The sequence below is a fragment of the Micromonospora sp. MP36 genome (assembly GCF_008119785.1).
Taxonomy (GTDB): Bacteria; Actinomycetota; Actinomycetes; order Mycobacteriales; family Micromonosporaceae; genus Micromonospora.
The window spans coordinates 18,907-40,050 of sequence record NZ_VSFA01000057.1; the positions used below are offsets into that span (position 1 = coordinate 18,907).

Sequence of the window (21,144 nt, forward strand, 5' to 3'; positions counted from 1 at the left end):
GGTGATGAGCGAGGAGCACCGGGAGACGGGTACGGGGTGGCCGGAGCCGGAGGAGCCGGCGCGGCCGTCGGGCCCGGCGGGTGAGCCGGATCCGCGCCCGGATGCGCCGGATCCGGACGAGTTGAGCCCGTTGGCGCCGCCGGAGCGGGAGGCGGACGGGTCGCCGGCTGAGCCGGAGCCGGAGGGTGTCGCGCCGGAGGGGCCGGCGGCGGCGAAGCGGGTGTCGCGGCGGTTGACGTCGGCGGGCGCGATGATCGCGGTGCTGCTGGCGTTGCTGGGTTTCACGCTGGTGGTGCAGTTGAAGACGACGTCGACGGATCCGACCCTCGCGGCGACGCGGGAGGAGGACCTGGTCCGGATCTCGTCGGATCTGGATTCGCGGGAGCGCCGGCTGCGGCAGGACATCGCGGCGTTGGAGGAGAGCCAGCGGCAGTTGCGCTCGGGTGAGCTGGGCCGGGCGGCGGCGCTGGAGGAGGCGACGCGGCGGGCGGACGAGTTGGGCATCCTGGCGGGTTCGTTGCCGGCGGTGGGGCCGGGTCTGTCGGTGCGGTTCGAGGGCCCGGACAAGGCGGTGTCGTCGACGCGGATCCTGGACGCGGTGCAGGAGTTGCGGGGTGCGGGCGCGGAGGCGATGCAGATCGCCGGGGCGGACGGGACGGCGGTGCGGATCATCGCGTCGACGTATTTCGTGGACGGGCAGAGCGGTGGCCTGGTGGTGGACGGGCGGCGGTTGAGCGCCCCGTACACGATCCTGGTGATCGGTGAGCCGGCGACGATGCGTACGGCGTTGAACATTCCCGGCGGGGTGGTCGCATCGGTGGCTGATGCCGGCGGTAACGTGATCGTCGAGGATCGTGAGGCTGTGGAGGTTTCGCAGTTGCACGCGCCGATCAAGCTGGAACACGCCCGTCCGGTTTCCTGACCGGTCGGGGCCGCGCCGGTCTTCCCCCCGGTGCACCGATGATGAAGGACGCAGCTGGTGATTCCTGAGGATCTGCGGTACACCGCCGAGCATGAGTGGGTGGCGGGTGGTGACGGCGGTGCCGTCCGGGTTGGTATCACGCACTTCGCGCAGGACGCCCTGGGTGACATCGTGTTCGTCCAGTTGCCGGACGAGGGTGTGGTGGTGGCGGCGGGTGAGCCGCTGGGTGAGATCGAGTCGACCAAGAGTGTGTCGGAGATCTACGCCCCGGTGAGTGGCACGGTGACGGCGCGCAACGAGGCGTTGGCCGACACCCCTGAGGTGATCAACACGGATCCGTACGGTGCGGGGTGGTTGGTGGAGATCACTCCGGATGATCCGGCCGTGGTCGAGAGTTTGTTGACCGCTGGTGCGTACCGCGAGCTCACTGAGAGCTGATTGTCGTTGCGGGCGGCGGGGTTGGTTCTCCGCGCGTCCGGTTGCCCTGTATTTCGGCGCTGGCTAGGCTCGCCCAGTCGACCGAAAAGCCGATAGTTGAGCGTTGTGGAATGCGCCTTCCCGGGCACGGGGAGCCAGCCGCCGGGTGTGTGACTGCCCGGCGGCCAGACCCGCCATTACCCCGACGCCGACCGAACAGATCCGTGAGGTGGTCCCCATGACGCGCCCAGACGACGAGTTCCCCCCGCTCGACGTCACTTCGACGCTCAATCTCGGTTCGCTCGACGAAGTGCTGGAGGGTCCGGACACCGATGTGGTGCCGAGCCGGATGTCCGGTTCGTTGCCGCCGGGGATGGCGCTGCTGGTGGTTCGTCGCGGTCCGAATGCGGGTGCCCGGTTCCTGTTGGATCACGATGTGACGACGAGTGGGCGGCATCCGGACAGTGACATTTTCCTCGATGATGTGACGGTGTCGCGGCGGCACGCCGAGTTCCACCGGGATGGTGGCACGTTCACGGTGCGGGACGTGGGCAGTCTGAACGGCACGTACGTGAATCGTGAGCGGGTCGAGGCGGCCACGTTGAGTAATGGTGACGAGGTGCAGATCGGTAAGTTCCGGGTGGTGTTCATCGCCGGTCCGCGTCCGGAGGAGGAGGCCGGCCGGGGGTGAACGGGCCTGCGGCTTCGATGCCTTCCGGGGCGGCGCGTGCGACACCGCTGATGAGTATCGGTGAGGTGTTGGCGCAGTTGCGGGTGGAGTTCCCGGACGTCACGATCTCGAAGTTGCGGTTCCTGGAGGCCGAGGGCCTGGTGGAGCCGCAGCGGACGCCATCGGGGTATCGGAAGTACAGCTGGGACGATGTGGCGCGGTTGCGGTTCGTGTTGACCGCGCAGCGGGACCAGTATCTGCCGTTGCGGGTGATCCGTGACCAGTTGGCGGAGTGGGACGCGTCGGGTGCGGCGCCGGGGCGGCAGCGGCCGGCGTTGGTGGCGGTCGGTCCCGGTGGTGAGGTGCCGGGTCGGGAGGGGGTGGAGTCCGCCGAGTCGTCGGAGGTGCGGCTGGGGCGGGCGGATCTGATCTCCCGTAGTGGTGTCGACGAGTCGACGTTGGCCGAGTTGGAGCGGCTCGGTGTGGTGGTGTCGGATCCGCCGGGTTGGTATGACGGGGATGCGTTGATCATCGCGCGGGCGGTGGCGGGTCTGGCGGCGTACGGGTTGGAGCCGCGGCATCTGCGGGGGTACCGGACGGCGGCGGATCGTGAGGTCGGTCTGTTCGCGCAGTTGGTGGCGCCGTTGGCGCGGCAGAGTGATCCGGCGGCGCGGGCTCGGGCGGCGGAGACGGCGCGGGAGTTGGTGGCGTTGTCGCAGCAGTTGCACGCGGCGTTGGTGCGGGTGGGGCTGCGGTCGACGTTGGGTCGGTGACGTGTGGGGGCCGGGTGTCGTGGGGGCGCCCGGCCTCTGTTGTCCGGTGGCCGTGGAAAGATCTGGCTCGGGAAGCGTGTCGTAGGCTTGCCGGGGTAACCCGTTCCGGCGAGGCGTGGTGCACAGAGCGCATGGGACTCTCGTGTCGCGGTCCGTGTACCGTGCAGGGAAGGGCGCGGTGCGGGCGTAGATGACAACGACACGGAGGCGGCGGTGCGCGAGCTGAGCGTGGTCGGAGTTCGGGTGGAGCTGCCCAGCAACCAGCCGATCGTCCTGCTGCGGGAGGTCGAGGGGGACCGCTATCTGCCGATCTGGATCGGCGCGGTCGAGGCGACGGCGATCGCCTACGAGCAGCAGGGGGTCAAGCCGGCGCGGCCGTTGACGCATGATCTGTTGCGGGACGTGTTGGCGGCGTTGCAGGCGCCGTTGCGGGCGGTGGAGATCACCGAGTTGAGGGAGAACGTCTTCTACGCCGATCTGTTGATCGGTGACGGGGTGCGGGTGTCGGCGCGGCCGAGTGACTCCATCGCGTTGGCGTTGCGGGTGGGGGCTCCGATTCGTTGTGCGGAGCAGGTCCTCAGCGAGGCGGGGATCGTGATCCCGGACGAGCAGGAGGACGAGGTGGAGAAGTTCCGGGAGTTCCTGGAGCAGGTGCGGCCGGAGGATTTCGCGGGCTGATCGGTGGCCGGCCGGTTGTGGTCGGTGTGGCGCGGTGGCCGGTGTCACGGTGCGTGACGCCGGCTCGCTGTGAGTGATCTTCCTGGTGGTTGCGCGGCGTGTCGCGGTGTTTCCTGCGTGGTAACTCCTGTGGGCCGCTATAGGGTTGCGGTGTCGAGGGGTGCACCACGCCGGGGCCGGTGTGGTCGCCGCACGGGCGGGGAGGTTGTCCGGATGCACGAGCCGCGAGATCCTGATCCGGGTACGGAGCAGCAGGCGGGTGTGGCCGCGCCGGGCGGTGACGGCGAGGTGGGCTACCGGGGTGTGACGGCGTGTCACGCGGTGGGCATCAGTTACCGGCAGTTGGACTACTGGGCGCGTACGGGCCTGGTGGTGCCGAGCGTGCGGGACGCGTCGGGCTCGGGGACGTCCCGGTTGTATTCCTTCCGCGACCTGGTGGTGTTGAAGGTCGTGAAGCGGTTGTTGGACGCCGGGGTGTCGTTGCAGAACATCCGGAAGGCGATTGAGGCGTTGCGGTCGCGTGGGGTGGAGGATCTGGCGGGCATCACGTTGATCTCCGACGGGACGACGGTGTACGAGTGCCGGTCGCCGGAGGAGGTGGTCGACCTGTTGCAGGGCGGCCAGGGGGTGTTCGGCATCGCGATCGGTGGTGCGTTCAAGGAGATCCAGGGTTCGTTGTCGCTGCTGCCGGCGGAGCCGGCGGATTCGTCGGGTCGTGTTGGTGAGCAGCCGGTGGCGGCGCCGTCGGAGCCGGTGGGTGACGAGTTGGCGGCGCGGCGGGCGCGGCGGCAGGCGGGCTGATCGGGCGGCCCCGGTCTGGCCGGGGGCTTGGTGTGGGATCGCGTCGTGGCTGTGGCCCGGCGCGATCTTCTGTTTGGTGACGCTGCGTGTCGGGGCGGGGGGAAGGTGGTCCCGTTGGTCCGGTGGGCGGGACTGGGGCCGGCCCCGCGGGTCGCCGCGCCGGGTGCCCGTCCATGGCGGTCCCGGCCGGTTGCCTGGTCGGGCGTGCGGGCGGTGAGTGGGCCGGTCCAGGGTGGACGGTGTCACGTGGACAGGTCGCCGGTCGGTGACGGGCTGTCGGTGTCCGGCGTGTGTGGCGGTGAACGGTCCGTCCGGACGATGACGACGCTGGCCGGTCGGCGGTTGTCAAAAATCTGATAGGCCGGACGTGCCTTTGTCCGGTCGGCACGCTAAGGTCCCACACGGTCGCGCTGGCACTGACGTCACGGCACCTCCCGCCAGCCGACCGGTTGCCCCTCCGCGCCGAACGGCGCGGCCTTTCACCCTGGGAAGGAACGACCGTGACGGTTATTGAAGAGACCGCGCCGTCCCACTACGAGCGGATTGGCGGTGCCAGTTCGGTCAAGGCGGCGGTGGCGCTGTTCTACGACAAGGTGCTCGCCGACCCGGAGCTGGCCGGCTACTTCACCGAGCTGAACATGGCCGAGCAGCGGCGGCACCTGGCGTTGATGCTGACCGTGGTGCTCGGCGGGCCGAACGAGTACGACGGCCGTGAGCTGGCCGAGGCGCACCAGCCGTTGAACATCCCGGTGGCGCACTACGTGAAGGTCGGTGAGCACCTGACGGCGACGCTGACGGAGCTGGGTGTGCCCGGGGACACCATCGGTTACGTGCAGGTCGTCCTGGAGAAGGTGCAGGACCAGGTGGTGGCCCAGGGACGCGGAACGGGCGTCTGAGTGGATGCGGCACGGCTGAAGCAGAGCTGGTCCGAGGTCGCCTCGCACGGCGACCAGGTGGCGCTCTACTTCTATTCCATGTTGTTCCTGGCTCACCCGGACACCCGGCAGATGTTCCCCACGAACATGGCGGGGCAGCGGGATCGGCTGGTGACCGCGTTGGGGCACATCGTGTCCAACGTGGACCAGGTCGACAGCCTGGTCGGGTTCCTGCAGGACCTCGGTGCCGACCACCGTAAGTTCGCGGTGCGCCCGGAGCACTATCCGGCGGTCGGTGAGGCGCTGCTGGCGACGTTGCAGCATTTCCTCGGCGAGGCGTGGACCGATGAGCTGGCGCAGGACTGGACGGCCGCGTACGGGCTGGTGTCGCAGGTGATGATCGACGCGGCGCAGGCGGCCGAGGCGGTGAACCCGCCGTGGTGGGTGGCCGAGATCCTCGGGCACGAGCGGCGGTCGTTCGACGTGGCGGTGCTGACGCTGCGCCCGCAGTATCTGCTGCCGTTCACGCCGGGTCAGTCGATCGGGGTGTCCCATCCGGCGGCGCGGGCGTGGCGGTACTACTCGCCGGCGAACGCGCCCCGCGCGGACGGCACGCTGGAGTTGCACGTGCGCGCGGCGCCGGGCGGCACGGTGTCGTCGCGGCTCGTCTACGGGTGCGCGGTGGGTGACCAGATCCACCTGGCCGCCCCGCTGGGGGACCGGTTGACGCTGCGGCCGTCCGGGGCGTCCGATCTGCTGCTGTTGGGCAGCGGCACCGGCTGGGCCCCGCTGAAGTCGCTGGTGGAGCAGGTCGCGGTGGAGGGTTCGCGCCGCCGGGTCGACCTGTACGTGGGGGCCCGCTCGCCGGCCGAGTTCTACGACAACGAGGCGATCGAGAAGCTGGCGGCGTCGTATCCGTGGTTGGCGGTCACCTACGTGGTGGGGCGGGACCTGCAGCGGCCGGGGGAGTTCGCGCACGTGGTGGACCGGGCGCTGACCGACGGGGACTGGCGGTCCCGGCACGTCTACATCTGCGGCTCGGATGAGATGGTCAGTCATTCGGTGACGACGTTGAGCCGGGCGGGTTACCACCAGGGTCAGCTGCACCATGAGGGTTTCGGCAAGCACTGGTACGGGCCGACGTGGCGGACCGCGGCCGCCCCTGACGATTCCGGAGGTGTCCGGTGAGCGCGAGGAGTGAGCTCGCGAATCCTGCAGGCGAAGGGGGTGTCCGGTGAGCGCAGCCCCGATCAGCAGGTACGACGGGGGTCAGGTCTCCAGCGTGCAGGTCCGGTTGACCTCGGACCGGGTGCGCCGGTGGGAGTTCGGCGGGGCTTCGTTCACCCGCCGTGGGTACGACCCGGCGGACGTGGACCGGTTCCGGATGCAGGTGGCCGACGAGCTGGATGTGCTGGCGACGCAGGTGGCGAACCTGCGGGCGGAGAACGAGCGGCTCAACGACCACCTGGAGCTGCACCGGCACGGGGTGATCCCGAGCACGGGGGCGGCGGCGAAGCTGCCCGCGGCGAAGGAGGTCAACCTGCTGTCGGCGGCGCAGCGGGAGGCCGAGCAGATCATCGCTCAGGCGCACGACTACGCGCAGCGGGTGGCCGAGTACGCGCGGATGCAGTACGAGAGCTACATGCGGGCGGCGGTGGAGGAGGCGAAGCAGGAAGCCGAGCGGGCGGTGGCGGACTACCGCAGCAGCGCCGGCGCGAACTTCGAGGACTCCGTGGCGGCGCGGGAGGCGTTGCGGATCTTCGGCGAGATGATGATCTCGCACATGCAGGCGGCGGCCCGGCACCTCGACAACGGCAGCGAGCAGTTGTCGCGGACCATGGAGCGGATCGCCGCGGAGGTCACCGGCGGGGCGCCGCCGGCCGCGGCCGCGCGGGTCGGCGGTGGCGCGGCGACCGGCGCCGCGCCGGTGGGCGGCGGCCGGGTGCGGGTGGCGTTGCCGCCCCGCCACCAGCAGCGCTGAACCGCGGGTCGGCCCGCCACGACGGTGGGCCGACCCGCCGCGACCCGCTCGCGTTCCGCGCCGGACCGGGTCGCGGCGGCGCGCTAACGGGCGGCGGCGCGGACCGCGTCGGCGATCGGTGTCTCCCCGCCGACGAGTTCGAGGGTGAGGCCGGCGGTGGCCGGCTCGTACAGCAGCGCGAGCACGACGCGGGCCACGTCGGCGCGGGTGACCTCACCAGGGTCGACGTGCGGGGCGAGGGTGATCCGGCCGACGGGCTCGTCGTCGGTGAGCCGCCCGGGCCGCACCACGGTCACCTCGAGGTCCCGCGCGAGCACCTCCTCCTCGGCGGCCTTCTTCGCCCGCAGGTACGCCACCCACACCTCGTCACTGCCGGGCGCGGGCGGCCGGTCCACGCCGATGGACGAGACCAGCAGGTAGCGGCGGACGCCGGCGCGCTGGGCGGCGTCGGCGAGCAGCACCGCGGCGGCCCGGTCGACGGTGTCCTTGCGGGCGGCGCCGCTGCCCGGGCCCGCGCCGGCGGCGAAGACCACCGCGTCCGCGCCGGCGAGGTGGGCGGCGACGGTGTCGACGTCGGTGTGTTCCAGATCGGCGACGACCGGTTCGGCGCCGGCGGCGCGCAGCGCGGCGGCATGGTCGGGGTTGCGGATCAGCCCCACCGCGGTGTCGCCGCGCCCGGCGAGTTCCCGTTCCAGCAGCTTGGCGATCTTGCCGTGGCCTCCGGCGATGACGACGCGCATACGCCCCAACCTAGTCTCCGCCTGGTGCGCCCGCCGGGCGAGCCGCAACCCCCGCCGCTCCGGCGCGCGGCCCGGTCGGGTGAGGGCGGTCACCCGGTGGGAGCGGGGGCGACAGTTGAGGCAGCATGGACGGGTGACGGAGATCGACGCGTTGGCGCGGCTGGTCGGCGGCGGGGGCGTGGTGGTGCTCAGCGGGGCCGGGTTGTCCACCGAGTCGGGCATCCCGGACTACCGGGGGCCCAGCGGCGCCGCCCGCCGGCACACCCCGATGACCTACCAGGCGTTCACACGGGAGGCGGACGCGCGGCGGCGCTACTGGGCGCGCAGCCACCTGGGGTGGCGGCTGATCGCCCGGGCCGCCCCGAACGCCGGGCACCGGGCGGTGGCGCGGCTGCAGCAGGCGGGCCTGGTCGGCGGGCTCATCACGCAGAACGTCGACGGGTTGCACACCGCCGCCGGCAGCCGCGGGGTGATCGAGCTGCACGGCCGGCTCGACGAGGTGATCTGCCTGGACTGCGGCAACCTGACCTCCCGGGAGGAGCTGGACCGGCGGCTGCGGGAGGCCAACCCGGGTTTCGCCGCGCACGTCGCCCACGTCAACCCCGACGGTGACGTCGACCTGCCCGACGAGGCGGTGGCCGGGTTCCGCACCGTCGACTGCGGCATCTGCGGCACCGGCATGCTGAAACCGGACGTGGTGTTCTTCGGCGAGACGGTGCCCGCGCCCCGGGTGGCCGACTGTTTCGCCCTGGTCGAACGGGCCCGGGCGCTGCTGGTACTCGGTTCGTCGTTGACGGTCATGTCGGGGCGGCGGTTCGTGATCCGGGCGGCGAAGCTCGGCATTCCGGTGGCCGTGGTCAACCAGGGGCCGACGCGCGGCGACGGGCACGCCACGGTGCGGGTGGACGCGCCGTTGGGTGCGGTGCTGCCCACCCTGGCCGACCGGATCACCGGGCCCGACGCGGCCGCCGCGTCCCGGGCCGCCGGGGAGCCGGCCGCCGTGTAGGGCGCCCCCGACGGGGCCGGACATGAGCCGGAAACCCGGTCGCTGGTAGCGTTGACCATGCCGGTACCACCCACGCGGGAGAGACCGCCCGGAAACCACCCGGACGGCGCCGAAGGGGCAGATTCCTCCCCGGAACCTCTCAGGCAAAAGGACCGCGTGGGCAGGCACTGTGGAGCGCGTCAGCGCGACTCAGGGGGAGGCCGACCCGTCGACCTCGCCCCGACAAGGAGCGCCGCGCATGACCGCAGAGCAGTTCGCCGACCGGCACATCGGCCCTGACCCCGGCGACGAGCGCCGGATGCTGGAGACCGTCGGCTACAGCTCCATCGACGAGCTGATGGACGCGGCGATCCCCGAGGTGATCCGCTGGCACGGCACCCTGGACCTGCCGGCGCCGGCCAGTGAGCGGGAGGCCATCGCCGAGCTGCGCGCCCTGGCCGCCCGGAACACCGTCGCCGTGTCGATGATCGGGCTGGGCTACCACGGCACCCACACCCCGGCGGTGATCCGCCGCAACGTGCTGGAGAACCCGGCCTGGTACACGGCGTACACGCCGTACCAGCCGGAGATCAGCCAGGGCCGGCTGGAGGCGCTGCTGAACTTCCAGACGATGGTCACCGACCTGACCGGGTTGGCCACCGCGAACGCGTCGATGCTCGACGAGGGCACCGCCGCGGCGGAGGCGATGACCCTCGCCCGCCGTGCGGCCAAGAGCAAGAGCCCGGTGTACGTGGTGGACGCCGACACGCTGCCGCAGACCATCGCGGTGATCATCAGCCGGGCCGAGCCGCTCGGCATCGAGGTGCGGGTGCTCGACGTCGAGCGCGACGAGCTGCCCGGTGAGTTCTTCGGCCTGCACCTGCAGTACCCGGGCGTGTCCGGGGCGGTCCGCGACCACGCCGGTCTGGTCGAGGCCGCGCACCAGGTCGGGGCGCTGGTCACCGTCGCCGCGGACCTGCTGGCGTTGACGCTGCTGCGCGCGCCGGGTGAGATCGGCGCCGACATCGCCGCCGGCACCACCCAGCGGTTCGGGGTGCCGATGGGCTTCGGTGGGCCGCACGCCGGCTACCTGGCGGTGCGGGCGGGCCTGGAGCGGATGCTGCCCGGCCGCCTGGTGGGGGTGTCGAAGGACGCCGACGGCAACCGGGCGTACCGGCTGGCGTTGCAGACCCGGGAGCAGCACATCCGGCGGGAGAAGGCGACCAGCAACATCTGCACCGCGCAGGTGCTGCTGGCGGTGATGGCCGGCATGTACGCGGTCTACCACGGCCCGGACGGGTTGCGGGCGATCGCCCGGCGTACCCATGAGATGGCGGCGCGGCTCGCGGCCGGGCTGCGCGCCGGCGGGGTGCAGGTCGCGGACGTGGCGTTCTTCGACACGGTCACCGTGACGGTGCCGGGGCGGGCGGCCGAGGTGGTGGCCGCGGCGGCCGAGCGGAACGTGAACCTGCGGCTGGTCGACGCCGACCGGGTGGGGATCTCCTGCGACGAGACGACCACGCGGGCGCACCTGGCGGCCGTGTGGGCGGCGTTCGGGGTCGACGGGGTCGACGGCGACGTGGACGCGGCGCTGCCGTCGGGGCTGGCCCGTACGTCGGACTTCCTCACCCACCCGGTGTTCCGCAGCCACCACTCCGAGACGGCGATGCTGCGCTACCTGCGGCGGCTGGCCGACTTCGATTACGCCCTGGATCGGGGCATGATCCCGCTGGGGTCGTGCACGATGAAGCTGAACGCCACCACCGAGATGGAGGCGATCACCTGGCCGGAGTTCGCCCACCTGCACCCGTTCGCGCCGGTGGAGCAGACGGCCGGGTACCGGGAGCTGATCGGCCAGCTGGAGGGCTGGCTGGCGGAGGTGACCGGGTACGACGCGGTCAGCGTGCAGCCCAACGCCGGCTCGCAGGGGGAGCTGGCGGGCCTGCTGGCGATCCGGGCGTACCACCGGCAGCGCGGGCAGGGGCACCGGGACGTGTGCCTGATCCCGTCGTCGGCGCACGGCACCAACGCGGCGTCGGCGGTGATGGCCGGGATGCGGGTGGTCGTGGTGGCCTGCGACGAGAACGGCAACGTCGACCTGGTCGACCTCGACGCGAAGATCGACAAGCATCGGGACGCGCTCGCCGCGATCATGGTGACGTACCCGTCGACGCACGGGGTGTACGAGACGGGCATCGCGCAGCTGTGCGCGAAGGTGCACGACGCCGGCGGTCAGGTGTACGTCGACGGGGCGAACCTCAACGCGTTGGTCGGGTTCGCCAAGCCGGGCCGGTTCGGGGCGGACGTGTCGCACCTGAACCTGCACAAGACGTTCTGCATCCCGCACGGCGGTGGTGGGCCGGGGGTGGGGCCGGTGGCGGTGCGGGCGCACCTGGCGCCGTTCCTGCCCGGTGACCCGGCCGAGGCGGTGCGGGAAGGCCGGCCGGCGATCTCGGCGGCCCGGTACGGGTCGGCGGGGATCCTGCCGATCCCGTGGGCGTACCTGCGGATGATGGGCGCCGAGGGGCTGACCCGGGCGACCGGGGTGGCGGTGCTCGCCGCGAACTACGTGGCGGCGCGGCTGCGGAACCACTTCCCGGTGCTGTATGCCGGCAACAAGGGCCTGGTGGCGCACGAGTGCATCCTGGACCTGCGGCCGCTGACCAAGGCGACCGGGGTGAGCGTGGACGACGTGGCGAAGCGGCTGATCGACTATGGGTTCCACGCGCCGACGATGTCGTTCCCGGTGGCGGGGACGCTGATGGTGGAGCCGACCGAGAGTGAGGACCTGGCCGAGCTGGACCGGTTCTGCGAGGCGATGATCGCGATCCGGGCGGAGATCGACAAGGTTGCCTCGGGTGAGTGGCCGGGCGGGGACAATCCGCTGTCCAACGCCCCGCACACCGCGGCGATGGTGTCGGCCGACGAGTGGCCGCACCCGTACCCGCGGTCGGTGGGGGCGTACCCGGCTGCGGACCGCGCGGGGAAGTACTGGCCGCCGGTGCGGCGGATCGACGGCGCGTACGGCGACCGGAACCTGGTCTGCTCGTGCCCGTCACCGGAGGCGTTCGAGGACTGACGTGCAGGCGCCGGGGCGGTGCGGTTCGCCGCCCCGGCCGGCGTTGGCGCCTATGCTCCTGACGGAGCGTGATCTGTCAGGCGACGAGGGCGTGTCGGGCGGGGCCGCGGTGCGGGGCGATGGTGCTGCCGTCGGGGAGCAGTTCGCCGGTGTCCTCGAAGACGATGACGCCGTTGCAGAGCAGGCTCCAGCCCTGCTCACGGAAGCAGGCGATGACGCGGGCGGCTGCGCGGTCGGTCGCCTCAGCGGAGGGGCAGGTCGGTTGGTGCTGACACATCGGGTTCTCCGGACTGTGGGGGCGCTGTGTCATGGTTCACATGACCAGTGACGCACAGTACCAAGCGGAAGCGCGCGCTATCGAGCAGGCTTCCGCCTTGTTCACCGGAAATCGGCTGAACGTATGAGTGGAAACAAGCCGTACGGTGTGGGAGCGCTCCCACCGGGCGTGGTGGACGTGCCGGGCGTAGTCGACGTGCCCGGCGTACCCGACGGTTGCCGGGGCCGGCTCGTGGAACGGGCCCGCCTGCAGTGGCACACCACCGACGGCGGCGACCCGGCCGCGCTGGCGCAGGAGTTCCTCGCCGCCCACGGGATCGCCCTGCACGACCTGGCCCGCCCCGGCGGGCACGACCCGTCCGGGGTGTGCGGCGCGGCCCTGCACCTGTCCGCCGCCGCCGGGGCCCTGACCGCCGGCGGCCCGCCGGGCGCGCCCAGCCCCGTGCCGGCGCTGCCGGACCTGGTGGTGGTCGTCTACGGGCACGCCGATCGGCCGCCCGCCCGCGCCGGCCGCCCAGCCGGTGAGCGCTGGCGGCTGGGGGACTGGCGGGACAGCTGGACGCCCCGCGCGCACGCCGACGCCGTCGCGCAGGTGCGCGCCGCCATCGGCCGCGGCGACGTCTACCAGGTCAACGTGGTCGGCCACGCCGCCGCCCCGTACGTCGGGGACCCGCTGCCCGCCCTGGCCCGGCTGGCCGCCCTGCCCGGCGCCCGCTACGGCGGCACCCTGTCCGGGCCCGGCTGGGCGATCGGCTGCGCCTCCCCGGAGACGCTGGTCGCCCTCGAGGGTGGCCGGCTGGTCACCCGGCCGATCAAGGGCACCCGCCCGGCCACCCCCGCCGGACGCCGCGAGCTGCTCGCCTCCGCGAAGGAACGCGCCGAGCACGTGATGATCGTCGACCTGGAACGCAACGACCTGGCCCGGGTGGCCCGCACCGGCTCGGTGCGGGTCGACGAGCTGTTCGCCGTACGCCGGTGGTGTGACCTGTGGCAGGCGGAGTCGACGGTGTCGGCGGCGCCCGCCGACGGGCTGGGCCTGGCCGACCTGCTGCGCGCGGTGTGCCCCGGCGGGTCGGTGACCGGCGCCCCGAAACTCGCCGCGCTGGAGCGGATCGCGGCCCTGGAACCGGTCGGGCGGGGCGCCAGCATGGGCGCGCTCGGCTGGGTCGGGCCCGGCCGGCTCGACCTGGGGCTGACCATCCGTACCGCCGCGGCCGACGCCGACCGGTTGCACCTGTGGGCCGGCGGCGGCATCACCTGGGGCAGCGACCCGGCGGCCGAGGTCGCCGAGGCGGCGGCCAAGGCCGCCCCGGTGCGCGCGCTGCTCGCCGCCGGCTGACGCACCGCGCCCGGCCGGTTGGCGCCGCACCGGGGCGCCGGGGCCGGCTGCTCGTCGTCGCCGGCTGGCGGGCGGTGGGCCGTGCTCCGGGGTGTCCACCGCGGCGAACTGCCAGCTCGGACCGACCGGGGTGCGGGTCGGTCAGGCGCGGGCGAAGGCGTCCAGGGCGGCGACCACCCGTTCGCCCACGCCGTGGCCGCTGCCGTGGCCGCCGGACTCCACGATCTCCAGGCGGGCGTCCGGCCAGTCGCGGGTGAGCTGCCAGGCGATGTCCGGCGGGCCGCTGACGTCGAGGCGGCCCTGCACCAGCACGCCGGGGATGCCGGCGAGCTTGCCGGCGTCGCGCAGCAGTTGCCCGTCGGGCAGGAACCCGAGGTTGCTGAAGTAGTGGGTGACCAGCCGGGTGAAGCAGGCCCGGAACACCGGGTCGGCGTAGCGGGGGCTGGGCTTGAACCCGCCGGCGAGACAGACGTGCACGTCCTCCCAAGCGCACCAGTCGCGGGCGGCCCGGTCCCGCACCGCCGGGTCGGGGTCGTTGACCAGCCGGGCGTACGCGGCGGACAGGTCGCCGTCGCGGTCGGCCTCGGGCACGCCGTCGCGGAACCGGGCCCACTCCTGCGGGAAGATCCGCCCCATGTCCCGGGTCACCCAGTCGATCTCGCGGCGGGTGTTGGCGACCACGCTGAACAGCACCAGCGCGGTGACCCGGTCCGGGTGGCGCTGCGCGTACGCCAGGGACAGCGAGGAGCCCCAGGAGGCGCCGCAGAGCAGCCACCGGTCGACGTCGAGGTGCTCGCGCAGCCGTTGCATGTCGGCGAGCAGGTGGGCGGTGGTGTTGACGGACAGGTCCACGGCCGGGTCGCTGGCGTGCGGGGTGCTGCGCCCGCAGCCACGTTGGTCGAACAGGATGATCCGGTAGGCGGCCGGGTCGCACAGCCGTCGCCACGACGCGGTGGCGCCCGAGCCGGGACCGCCGTGCACCATCAGGACCGGCCGGCCGTGCGGGTTGCCGCAGGTCTCCCAGTAGACGTGCTGGCCGTCGCCGACGTCGAGCATGCCGTGCGCGTACGGCTCGATCTCCGGATACATGCGGTTCCCCTCCCACACCTCAGATGCAACAGCGCTGTTACATTAGCGGACGTGACCGCCACCCCCGACCGCGAGGCGCTCGGCACCCTGCTGCGCCACGTCCTGGAACTGCTCGACGGCGACGTCGCCGCCGTCTACACCGGCCTGGGCCTGGCCGACTACCGGCCCCGATACTCACCGCTGGTGCGGGTGCTCGTCGCCGACGGGCCGCTGCCCATCCGGGACCTCGCCGCCCGGGTCGGGGTCACCCATTCCGCGGCCAGCCAGACCGTCGCCCAGATGAGCCGCGCCGGCCTGGTCGCCCTCACCCCGGGCGCCGACGCCCGGCAGCGCATCGTCACCCTCACCGACCGGGCCCGCGCCCTGCTGCCCGTCATCGAGGCCGAGTGGGCGGCCACCACCACCGCCATGCGGCAGCTCGACGCCGAACTGCCCGTACCCCTGGCCGACGAGCTGTACGCGGTCCTCGCGGCGCTGCGCCGCCGCCCGCTGCGCGAGCGCATCGCCGACACCGGCCTGGCCCCCACCGACCGGCCGGCCTGAGCCGACCCCGCCGACCGACCCCGGGCACGCGCGCAACGGTAACGAGCGGATAGCCTTCCGGGCATGACTATGCGCCCGATCCGGATCATCGGCGACCCCGTGCTGCGCACCCCCTGCGAGCCGGTGACCAGCTTCGACGCCGAACTGCGCGGGCTCGTGCAGGATCTGATGGACACGCTGCTCGGCGCGCCCGGCCGGGCCGGGGTGGCCGCCCCGCAGATCGGGGTGAGCGCACAGGTGTTCGTCTACGACGCCGACGGCCACCGCGGCCACCTGGTCAACCCCCGGCTGGAGCTGTCCACGGAACTGCAGGACGACGACGAGGGCTGCCTGTCCATTCCCGGGCTGTACTTCCCGACCACGCGGGCCATGCACGCCACCGCGCACGGCTTCGACCAGCACGGCCAGCCGCTGACCATCTCCGGCAGCGGATTCCTGGCCCGGGCCCTGCAGCACGAGACCGACCACCTGCACGGCCGCCTGTACGTGGACACGCTGCGCGGGGACACCCGCCGGCGGGCGCTGCGGGAGATCCGCGCCGGGCGGTTCGACTCGCCGAGCCGGGGGCGGTGACGACGCGGGGGCGGCCGCCGGCCACCCCCGCGCCCGCTCACCGGCTCACTTGGGCGGCGGGGCCACCAGGCAGGTCGCCGTCGACCGGTTCCCGGCGTCGTCGACGCCGGTGATCACCGCGTCGCCACGCAGGGTGACCTTGTAGTCGATGTCGCCGGTGCCGTCCTTGACCCGGGACTGCGCGCCCGGCGCCTGGACCAACTTGATCTTCGTACCGGCGGGGAACGGCCCGAACCGCACCGACGGGTCGGCGGCGTCCCCGATGTACACGTCCACCTTCGTGTCCACGATGTCGGTGGCGGTCAGCTGGTAGAAGCCGTCCGGGTTGTCGGAGCCGGGGACGTTGCCGCCGCTCGGGTTGTTCGTCGGCACGCACCGGGTGGTCGGGGCGGTGGTGTCGACCACCCGCATCACCGCGGTGTCGCTGCCGGTGTTGCCGGCGGCGTCGGTGGCGGTGCAGGTGACCGTGGTGGCGCCCAGCGGGAAGGTGCTCCCGGGCGGCGGCGCGCAGGTCGGGGTCAGCGGCCCGTCGACGTTGTCGGTGGCGCTGGCCGGATAGGTGATCACCGCGCCGGCGGGGCTGGTCGCCTCGACGGTCCGGTCGTCGACGACCACGGTCGGCGGGGTGACGTCGTTGACCTTCACGCTGATGTGCTCGACGAACGCGGGCCCGCCGGAGAGCCCGTTGAGCAGGAAGTCCACCGTGCAGTGCAGGGTGGCGCCCTGGGCGGCGTTTCCGGCCACCGTGATGGTCTCGGCGAACGGCACGTCGGTGCCGCTCTGCTGGGTGCGCGACGCCGCGTCGAAGCTGACCGACAGGCCCGGATCGCAGGAGGTCACGGTCGGGGTGACGGTGACGTCGAGGTCCCGCAGCCCGCTGAGGATCGCGGCGGTCACCGTGTTCGGGGCGCTGCCGACCACCTGGCCGCCGGTGGCGGCGGCCAGGCTGCTGGCCTGGCCGGTGGCGTTCAGGCCGCCGCCCCCGCCGGTGACGTCGACCGCGAGCACCCGGGCGGTGTCGGCCTGCAGCGCGGCGGTGGCCTGCGCGAGGGTGTGCCCGGCGCTGGGATCGTGGCTGGGGGCGTCGCCGACCAGCACCACGATCCGGCTGCTGCCCGACCGGTAGGCGATCGCGCCGTCGGAGACCTGGAACAGGGCGTTCACCCACGCCTCGGGGGTGTCGCCGCCGCCGGCGGCGGTCAGCCCGTCCACGGCGGTCTGCAGGGCGGTGGCGTCGGCGGTGAGGTTCTGCCGGACCCGGAACAGCTCCGGCCCGTCGCCCTCGTCTCGGTAGGAGGCGACCGCGAACTCGGCGCTGGGCTGCGCGGCGCGGACGTCGGTGATCACCTGCTGGAGGTTGGTCCGGACGTTGGCGATCGCCGGACCCATGCTGCCGGTCGTGTCGACCAGCAGCACCACGTCCGGCTGCGGCGGGATCGGCGGGGTCGAGACGACTTTGCTGATCGGGATCGTGGCGCCGGGGTCGGCGGACCGGTCCACTGTGCCCGGGTCGACTCCCGGGGCTGCCCAGGCGGGGGCCGCCACGGCGGTCACCATCGCGGTCACGGCGGCGACGGTCACCCCCCTGGCGCGCCCGCGGGGCACTGCTGTGAAACCCATCGTCGTGTCTCCTTCAGCTCCGGCCGCGCCCGCCCCGGGCGCGGCCTCGAAGGCAGACGCTAGGGGCTCCGGCGGCGCCGGCCGGTCCGACACATGCGCAGGTCAGCGTCGGGTTGTTGACCCGGCGTGGTGGCTGGACAGGGGAGAATCGCCGGCCGTCCGGTCACGGGCGGCGGTGCAGCGCGCACTCGGTGAAGTCGGCGACCCGGGTGAAGCCGAGCCGCTCGTAGAGGCGCACCGCGGCGGTGTTGTCGGCCCGGACGTTGAGCGTCACGTGCTCCACCCGGGCGCGCAGCCGGGCGCAGAGCGCGGCCACCGCCGCGCCGGCCAGCCCGCGGCCGCGGGCCCGGGGGTGGGTGGTGACGTTGCCCAGGGCGGCCACCCGCCAGGTGGGGGACCAGACGTGCACCCCGGCCACGGTGACCAGTTCGCCGGCCTCCCGGATCCCCACGTACTGGCCGGTGTCCAGCATCCGCGGGTCGAACCAGTTGCCCGGGTAGGCGACCGCGTACAGGTCGAGCAGCGCCGGCAGGTCGGACCGGTCGAGCACCTCCCCGGCGGCGCCGGCTCGGGCCAGCCGGTCCGGGTCGGTCAACGCCATCCGGTGGTGCACGGCCGCGTCGGACACCTCGTACCAGCGGGCCACGGTGGCGTCCAGGCCGGGGGACAGGTGCGCCCACAGCCGGGCCGGCAGCACCGGGGCGAGCTCGCCCAGCAGCGTCGCCAGTTCCCCGGTCCGCTCCGGGGCGGCGAACGCCAGCAGGGTCGGCAGGTCGACGCCGTGGTACAGCAGCGCCACCTGGTCGCCGCGGCGGTACCACGAGGTGTACGGCCAGAAGAAGTCGTCCAGGTCGCCCAGCTGGTAGGCGTGCAGCACCGGGTCCCGGCTCAGCAGGTCGGCCAGGACGGCCCGGTCGTGTTCGGCGCGTACGGGCATCCGCCCATGATCACACGGCGGTGGTCAGCAGCCGCCCGCGCGTCCCGCCTCGGCCGGCAGGTGGTCGTGGGCCCAGCGGGCCAGGGCGTCCAGGGCCGGCAGCAGGGCGGCTCCCGGGTCGGTGAGCTGGTAGCTGACCCCCACCGGCGGCCCCTCCCGCACGGTGCGGGACACCAGGCCCACCCGGCACAGCTCACCGAGCCGGTCCGACAGCACCGACTCGCTGATCCCGGGCAGCGCGCGGGCCAGCTCCGCGAAGCCGGCGGGACCGTTGGCGAGCACGCCCAGCAGCATCCCGTTCCAGCGTTTGCCGAGGAACGCGAAGGCCCGGGCCAGGCCGGCGTCGCAGGCGTGGGCGGCAGCGCTCACCTGGGGCCTCGTCGTCATGCCCTCAGGATACGCGCTACCCTCGCCCTGCAAGGCACTACTAAAAAGCTAGCTGCTCCCTTCCTCGGAGCAGCCCGGCTGAAGCGAGGAGCATATGAGCGATCTGATCACCCTGCACCCCGAGGCGCAGGCCCAACTGTTCACCGACGCCCGCACCGCCAACACGTTCACCGACGAACCGGTCAGCGACGCGCAGCTGCGCGCCATCTTCGAACTCGCCAAGTACCCGCCCACCGCCGCCAACACCCAACCGCTGCGGGTGCTGTTCGTCCGCCAGGGTGAGCCCCGCGAGCGGCTGCTCACCCACATGGCCGACGGCAACCGCGCCAAGACCGCCACCGCGCCGGTCGTCGCCGTCCTCGCCGCCGACACCGACTTCCACGAGTTCGTCCCGCGGGTCTTCCCGATCCGCCCGCAGATGCGCGACTCCCTCGCCGAGGACCCCGCCGGCCGCGAACAGATGGCCCGGTTCAACGCCACCCTGCAGATCGGCTACTGGCTGTTCGCCGTGCGCGCCGCCGGCCTCGCCGCCGGACCGATGGCCGGCTTCGACGCCGCCGGGGTGGACAAGGAGTTCTTCGCCGACAGCGCCTGGAAGTCCCTGCTCGTGGTCAACATCGGCAAGCCCGGCCCGGACGCCTGGTTCCCCCGGCTGCCCCGCCTCGACTACGACGACGTGGTGCGGCACGCCTGAGCGGCCGGCTCAGGCCGCCCGCCACTGGTCGTAGCCCAGCTTCGCCACCAGAGCCAGCACCACGACCAGCAGCACCACCCGCACGAAGCCGGCGCCGCGCCGCAGCGCCATCCGCGCGCCCAGCGCGGCGCCGGCGACGTTGCACACCGCCATCCCCGCACCGAGCAGCCACCACACGTGCCCGGTCGCCGCGAACACCACCAGCGCGCCCAGGTTCGTGCCCGCGTTGACCACCTTCGCCAGCGCCGAACCGTGCACGAAGTCCGCGCCGATCAGCGCGGTGAACGCCAGCACCAGGAAGGTGCCCGTGCCCGGGCCGATCAGCCCGTCATAGAGGGCGATGCCCACCCCGGCCACCGCCACCGCGGCCGTCACCCGCGCCGGCGTACGCCGATGCGGCTGCGACACCACCCCCAGCCGTGGCCGGGTCAGCACGAACACCGCCACCGCGACCAGCACCACCAGCACCACCGGCCGGTACGCGCCCGCCGGCACCGCCCCCGCCAGGGCCGCGCCCAGCCCGGCGGTCAGCACCGCCAACCCCGCGGCCGGCCCGGCCACCGCCCAGTCCAGCTTGGTGCGCCGCGCGTACGTCGCCGCGGCGGTGGACGTGCCGAAGATCGCGGCCAGCTTGTTCGTGCCCAACGCCGTCGCCACCGGCACACCCGGAGCGGCCACCAGCAGCGCCGGCAACAGCAACAGGCCACCGCCGCCGACCACCGCGTCCACCCAGCCCGCCATGGCGGCCGCGGTCAGCAGGGTGGTCAACGACAGGGGGTCCACGGGCGGCCATTCTGCCGACCACCATCGCCCCGACGAGAGCCGCTGTGGCCAGGCTCACCGCCGCTCAGCGGCCCCGGAGCCGCCGCAACCACAGGCCGGCCGCCGCCACCGCCACGAACACCAGGATCGAACAGACCAACGCCTTGAGCACCCGGCAAGCCTGCCACGGCGTCGTAGGGTGTCCAGGTGCGCCTGGCCACGTTCAATCTGCTGCACGGCCGGTCCCTCACCGACGGACTCGTCGACCCCGACCGGCTGGCCGCCGCCGTCACCGCACTCGACGCCGACGTCCTCGCCCTGCAGGAGGTCGACCGTGACCAGTCCCGCAGCGGCAACCTCGACCTCACCGCGATCGCCGCCCGCGCCCTCGACGCCCCCGAACACCGGTTCGCCGCCGCCGTCGTCGGCACCCCCGGCGAAGCGTTCCGCCCGCTGACCCACGACGACGACGGGCACGGCGAACCCTGCTACGGCGTCGGGCTGGTCAGCCGCCACCCGGTGCGCTCCTGGCAGGTCACCCGGCTGCGTCCCGCCCCCGTCCGCTCCCCGGTCTACGTTCCCGGCCCCGGCGGTGGGCTGGTGCTGCTACGCGACGAACCCCGGGTGGTCCTCGCCGCCGTGCTGGACACCCCGTACGGGCCGCTCACCGTCGCCGCCACCCACCTGTCCTTCGTCCCCGGCTGGAACGTCCTGCAACTGCGCCGCGTGGTGCGGGCGCTGCGCGCCCTGCCCGCCCCGCGGATCCTGCTCGGCGACCTGAACCTGCCCGCCGGCCCGGCCGCCCTGCTGTCCCGGTGGCGTCCCCTCGGTCGGCGCCCCACCTACCCGGCCGGGCAGCCCCGCGTGCAGCTCGACCACATCCTCGCCGACCGGCAGGGCCGGGACCGGCTGCCGCCCGTCACCGCCGTGCGCACCCCGCTGTCGACCATCTCCGACCACCGGCCGCTGCTGGTCGACCTCGGCTAGCTCGCAGCAAACCCCC

At 73.2% G+C, this 21,144-nt stretch carries 23 protein-coding genes and 1 riboswitch; of the genes, 16 read left to right on the plus strand and 7 right to left on the minus strand.

What is annotated here, in order from left to right:
* The first annotated feature begins 1 nt into the window (after position 1).
* From FXF52_RS27575 to FXF52_RS27615, 9 genes are all read left to right on the plus strand, one after another.
* On the plus strand, positions 2-922 hold the full coding sequence (locus FXF52_RS27575; protein ID WP_148801248.1) for a DUF881 domain-containing protein: 921 nt from the start codon (positions 2-4) through the stop codon (positions 920-922).
* A gap of 57 nt (positions 923-979) precedes the next feature.
* Positions 980-1,360, plus strand: coding sequence for a glycine cleavage system protein GcvH (gcvH, locus tag FXF52_RS27580; protein WP_148801249.1), 381 nt, complete (start codon positions 980-982; stop codon positions 1,358-1,360).
* A 217-nt stretch (positions 1,361-1,577) separates the two neighbouring features.
* The gene (locus tag FXF52_RS27585) at positions 1,578-2,030 is read left to right on the plus strand and encodes an FHA domain-containing protein (RefSeq protein WP_007071101.1); all 453 of its coding nucleotides are present in this window, start codon (positions 1,578-1,580) and stop codon (positions 2,028-2,030) included.
* A gap of 50 nt (positions 2,031-2,080) precedes the next feature.
* Positions 2,081-2,782: a MerR family transcriptional regulator gene (locus FXF52_RS27590; RefSeq protein ID WP_187413733.1), complete on the plus strand. Its 702-nt coding sequence runs from the start codon at positions 2,081-2,083 to the stop codon at positions 2,780-2,782.
* 213 nt (positions 2,783-2,995) lie between these two features.
* A complete protein-coding gene (locus FXF52_RS27595; protein ID WP_148801251.1) occupies positions 2,996-3,460 on the plus strand; it encodes a bifunctional nuclease family protein in 465 nt (154 codons plus the stop codon).
* 213 nt (positions 3,461-3,673) lie between these two features.
* Positions 3,674-4,261 (plus strand): MerR family transcriptional regulator, encoded by a 588-nt coding sequence (locus FXF52_RS27600; protein ID WP_148801252.1) that lies wholly within the window; start codon positions 3,674-3,676, stop codon positions 4,259-4,261.
* Between the two features lie 500 nt (positions 4,262-4,761).
* Positions 4,762-5,157: a group 1 truncated hemoglobin gene (locus tag FXF52_RS27605; RefSeq protein WP_148801253.1), complete on the plus strand. Its 396-nt coding sequence runs from the start codon at positions 4,762-4,764 to the stop codon at positions 5,155-5,157.
* On the plus strand, positions 5,158-6,324 hold the full coding sequence (locus FXF52_RS27610; RefSeq protein ID WP_148801254.1) for a globin domain-containing protein: 1,167 nt from the start codon (positions 5,158-5,160) through the stop codon (positions 6,322-6,324).
* A 46-nt stretch (positions 6,325-6,370) separates the two neighbouring features.
* The gene (locus FXF52_RS27615; RefSeq protein WP_148801255.1) at positions 6,371-7,117 is read left to right on the plus strand and encodes a DivIVA domain-containing protein; all 747 of its coding nucleotides are present in this window, start codon (positions 6,371-6,373) and stop codon (positions 7,115-7,117) included.
* 83 nt (positions 7,118-7,200) lie between these two features.
* On the opposite strand, the gene FXF52_RS27620 is transcribed toward FXF52_RS27615, so the two are convergent.
* Complete coding sequence (locus tag FXF52_RS27620; protein WP_148801256.1) at positions 7,201-7,857, minus strand: NAD(P)H-binding protein; 657 nt, start codon at positions 7,855-7,857, stop codon at positions 7,201-7,203.
* Positions 7,858-7,990: 133 nt separating this feature from the next.
* Here FXF52_RS27620 and FXF52_RS27625 point away from each other — a divergent pair, with 133 nt between their 5' ends.
* Both FXF52_RS27625 and gcvP read left to right on the plus strand, forming a co-directional pair.
* Positions 7,991-8,863, plus strand: a complete 873-nt coding sequence (locus tag FXF52_RS27625; RefSeq protein ID WP_148801257.1) for an NAD-dependent protein deacetylase — start codon at positions 7,991-7,993, stop codon at positions 8,861-8,863.
* Positions 8,864-8,928: 65 nt separating this feature from the next.
* Positions 8,929-9,028: riboswitch (glycine riboswitch) on the plus strand.
* A 73-nt stretch (positions 9,029-9,101) separates the two neighbouring features.
* Positions 9,102-11,921: an aminomethyl-transferring glycine dehydrogenase gene (gcvP, locus tag FXF52_RS27630; RefSeq protein ID WP_148801258.1), complete on the plus strand. Its 2,820-nt coding sequence runs from the start codon at positions 9,102-9,104 to the stop codon at positions 11,919-11,921.
* Between the two features lie 76 nt (positions 11,922-11,997).
* On the opposite strand, the gene FXF52_RS27635 is transcribed toward gcvP, so the two are convergent.
* Positions 11,998-12,198 carry a DUF5999 family protein gene (locus FXF52_RS27635; protein WP_148801259.1) on the minus strand — a complete coding sequence of 67 codons (201 nt, stop codon included), beginning with the start codon at positions 12,196-12,198 and terminating at the stop codon, positions 11,998-12,000.
* A gap of 123 nt (positions 12,199-12,321) precedes the next feature.
* Here FXF52_RS27635 and FXF52_RS27640 point away from each other — a divergent pair, with 123 nt between their 5' ends.
* Complete coding sequence (locus FXF52_RS27640) at positions 12,322-13,536, plus strand: chorismate-binding protein (RefSeq protein ID WP_148801260.1); 1,215 nt, start codon at positions 12,322-12,324, stop codon at positions 13,534-13,536.
* Between the two features lie 141 nt (positions 13,537-13,677).
* Here FXF52_RS27640 and pip read toward each other — a convergent pair whose 3' ends face one another.
* Positions 13,678-14,625: a prolyl aminopeptidase gene (pip, locus tag FXF52_RS27645; RefSeq protein ID WP_148801261.1), complete on the minus strand. Its 948-nt coding sequence runs from the start codon at positions 14,623-14,625 to the stop codon at positions 13,678-13,680.
* Positions 14,626-14,676: 51 nt separating this feature from the next.
* On the opposite strand from pip, the gene FXF52_RS27650 reads away from it, so the two are divergent.
* Both FXF52_RS27650 and def read left to right on the plus strand, forming a co-directional pair.
* Positions 14,677-15,168, plus strand: coding sequence for a MarR family winged helix-turn-helix transcriptional regulator (locus FXF52_RS27650; RefSeq protein ID WP_148801262.1), 492 nt, complete (start codon positions 14,677-14,679; stop codon positions 15,166-15,168).
* 63 nt (positions 15,169-15,231) lie between these two features.
* Positions 15,232-15,741 carry a peptide deformylase gene (gene def, locus FXF52_RS27655; protein WP_148801263.1) on the plus strand — a complete coding sequence of 170 codons (510 nt, stop codon included), beginning with the start codon at positions 15,232-15,234 and terminating at the stop codon, positions 15,739-15,741.
* Between the two features lie 45 nt (positions 15,742-15,786).
* Here the strand turns inward: def and FXF52_RS27660 are convergent, their stop codons facing one another.
* The 3 genes from FXF52_RS27660 to FXF52_RS27670 form a co-directional block, all read right to left on the minus strand.
* Positions 15,787-17,361 (minus strand): VWA domain-containing protein, encoded by a 1,575-nt coding sequence (locus tag FXF52_RS27660; RefSeq protein ID WP_148801264.1) that lies wholly within the window; start codon positions 17,359-17,361, stop codon positions 15,787-15,789.
* 163 nt (positions 17,362-17,524) lie between these two features.
* A complete protein-coding gene (locus tag FXF52_RS27665; RefSeq protein WP_148801265.1) occupies positions 17,525-18,298 on the minus strand; it encodes a GNAT family N-acetyltransferase in 774 nt (257 codons plus the stop codon).
* 24 nt (positions 18,299-18,322) lie between these two features.
* Positions 18,323-18,685 carry a helix-turn-helix domain-containing protein gene (locus FXF52_RS27670; protein WP_148801266.1) on the minus strand — a complete coding sequence of 121 codons (363 nt, stop codon included), beginning with the start codon at positions 18,683-18,685 and terminating at the stop codon, positions 18,323-18,325.
* A 94-nt stretch (positions 18,686-18,779) separates the two neighbouring features.
* On the opposite strand from FXF52_RS27670, the gene FXF52_RS27675 reads away from it, so the two are divergent.
* The gene (locus FXF52_RS27675) at positions 18,780-19,379 is read left to right on the plus strand and encodes a malonic semialdehyde reductase (protein WP_148801267.1); all 600 of its coding nucleotides are present in this window, start codon (positions 18,780-18,782) and stop codon (positions 19,377-19,379) included.
* Positions 19,380-19,388: 9 nt separating this feature from the next.
* On the opposite strand, the gene FXF52_RS27680 is transcribed toward FXF52_RS27675, so the two are convergent.
* Positions 19,389-20,162: a TSUP family transporter gene (locus tag FXF52_RS27680; RefSeq protein WP_264998584.1), complete on the minus strand. Its 774-nt coding sequence runs from the start codon at positions 20,160-20,162 to the stop codon at positions 19,389-19,391.
* A 186-nt stretch (positions 20,163-20,348) separates the two neighbouring features.
* On the opposite strand from FXF52_RS27680, the gene FXF52_RS27685 reads away from it, so the two are divergent.
* Positions 20,349-21,128 (plus strand): endonuclease/exonuclease/phosphatase family protein, encoded by a 780-nt coding sequence (locus FXF52_RS27685; protein ID WP_148801268.1) that lies wholly within the window; start codon positions 20,349-20,351, stop codon positions 21,126-21,128.
* Positions 21,129-21,144: the final 16 nt, after the last annotated feature.

What these genes read in the sequence shown, in the direction of transcription:
- gcvP (WP_148801258.1), top strand. Translation starts at nt 9,102, where the DNA reads ATGACCGCAGAGCAGTTCGCCGACCGGCACATCGGCCCTGACCCCGGC.
- FXF52_RS27670 (WP_148801266.1), bottom strand. Translation starts at nt 18,685, where the DNA reads ATGACGACGAGGCCCCAGGTGAGCGCTGCCGCCCACGCCTGCGACGCC.
- pip (WP_148801261.1), bottom strand. Translation starts at nt 14,625, where the DNA reads ATGTATCCGGAGATCGAGCCGTACGCGCACGGCATGCTCGACGTCGGC.
- FXF52_RS27665 (WP_148801265.1), bottom strand. Translation starts at nt 18,298, where the DNA reads ATGCCCGTACGCGCCGAACACGACCGGGCCGTCCTGGCCGACCTGCTG.
- FXF52_RS27585 (WP_007071101.1), top strand. Translation starts at nt 1,578, where the DNA reads ATGACGCGCCCAGACGACGAGTTCCCCCCGCTCGACGTCACTTCGACG.
- FXF52_RS27590 (WP_187413733.1), top strand. Translation starts at nt 2,081, where the DNA reads ATGAGTATCGGTGAGGTGTTGGCGCAGTTGCGGGTGGAGTTCCCGGAC.
- FXF52_RS27600 (WP_148801252.1), top strand. Translation starts at nt 3,674, where the DNA reads ATGCACGAGCCGCGAGATCCTGATCCGGGTACGGAGCAGCAGGCGGGT.
- FXF52_RS27620 (WP_148801256.1), bottom strand. Translation starts at nt 7,857, where the DNA reads ATGCGCGTCGTCATCGCCGGAGGCCACGGCAAGATCGCCAAGCTGCTG.
- FXF52_RS27660 (WP_148801264.1), bottom strand. Translation starts at nt 17,361, where the DNA reads ATGGGTTTCACAGCAGTGCCCCGCGGGCGCGCCAGGGGGGTGACCGTC.
- FXF52_RS27635 (WP_148801259.1), bottom strand. Translation starts at nt 12,198, where the DNA reads ATGTGTCAGCACCAACCGACCTGCCCCTCCGCTGAGGCGACCGACCGC.
- def (WP_148801263.1), top strand. Translation starts at nt 15,232, where the DNA reads ATGACTATGCGCCCGATCCGGATCATCGGCGACCCCGTGCTGCGCACC.
- FXF52_RS27675 (WP_148801267.1), top strand. Translation starts at nt 18,780, where the DNA reads ATGAGCGATCTGATCACCCTGCACCCCGAGGCGCAGGCCCAACTGTTC.
- FXF52_RS27640 (WP_148801260.1), top strand. Translation starts at nt 12,322, where the DNA reads ATGAGTGGAAACAAGCCGTACGGTGTGGGAGCGCTCCCACCGGGCGTG.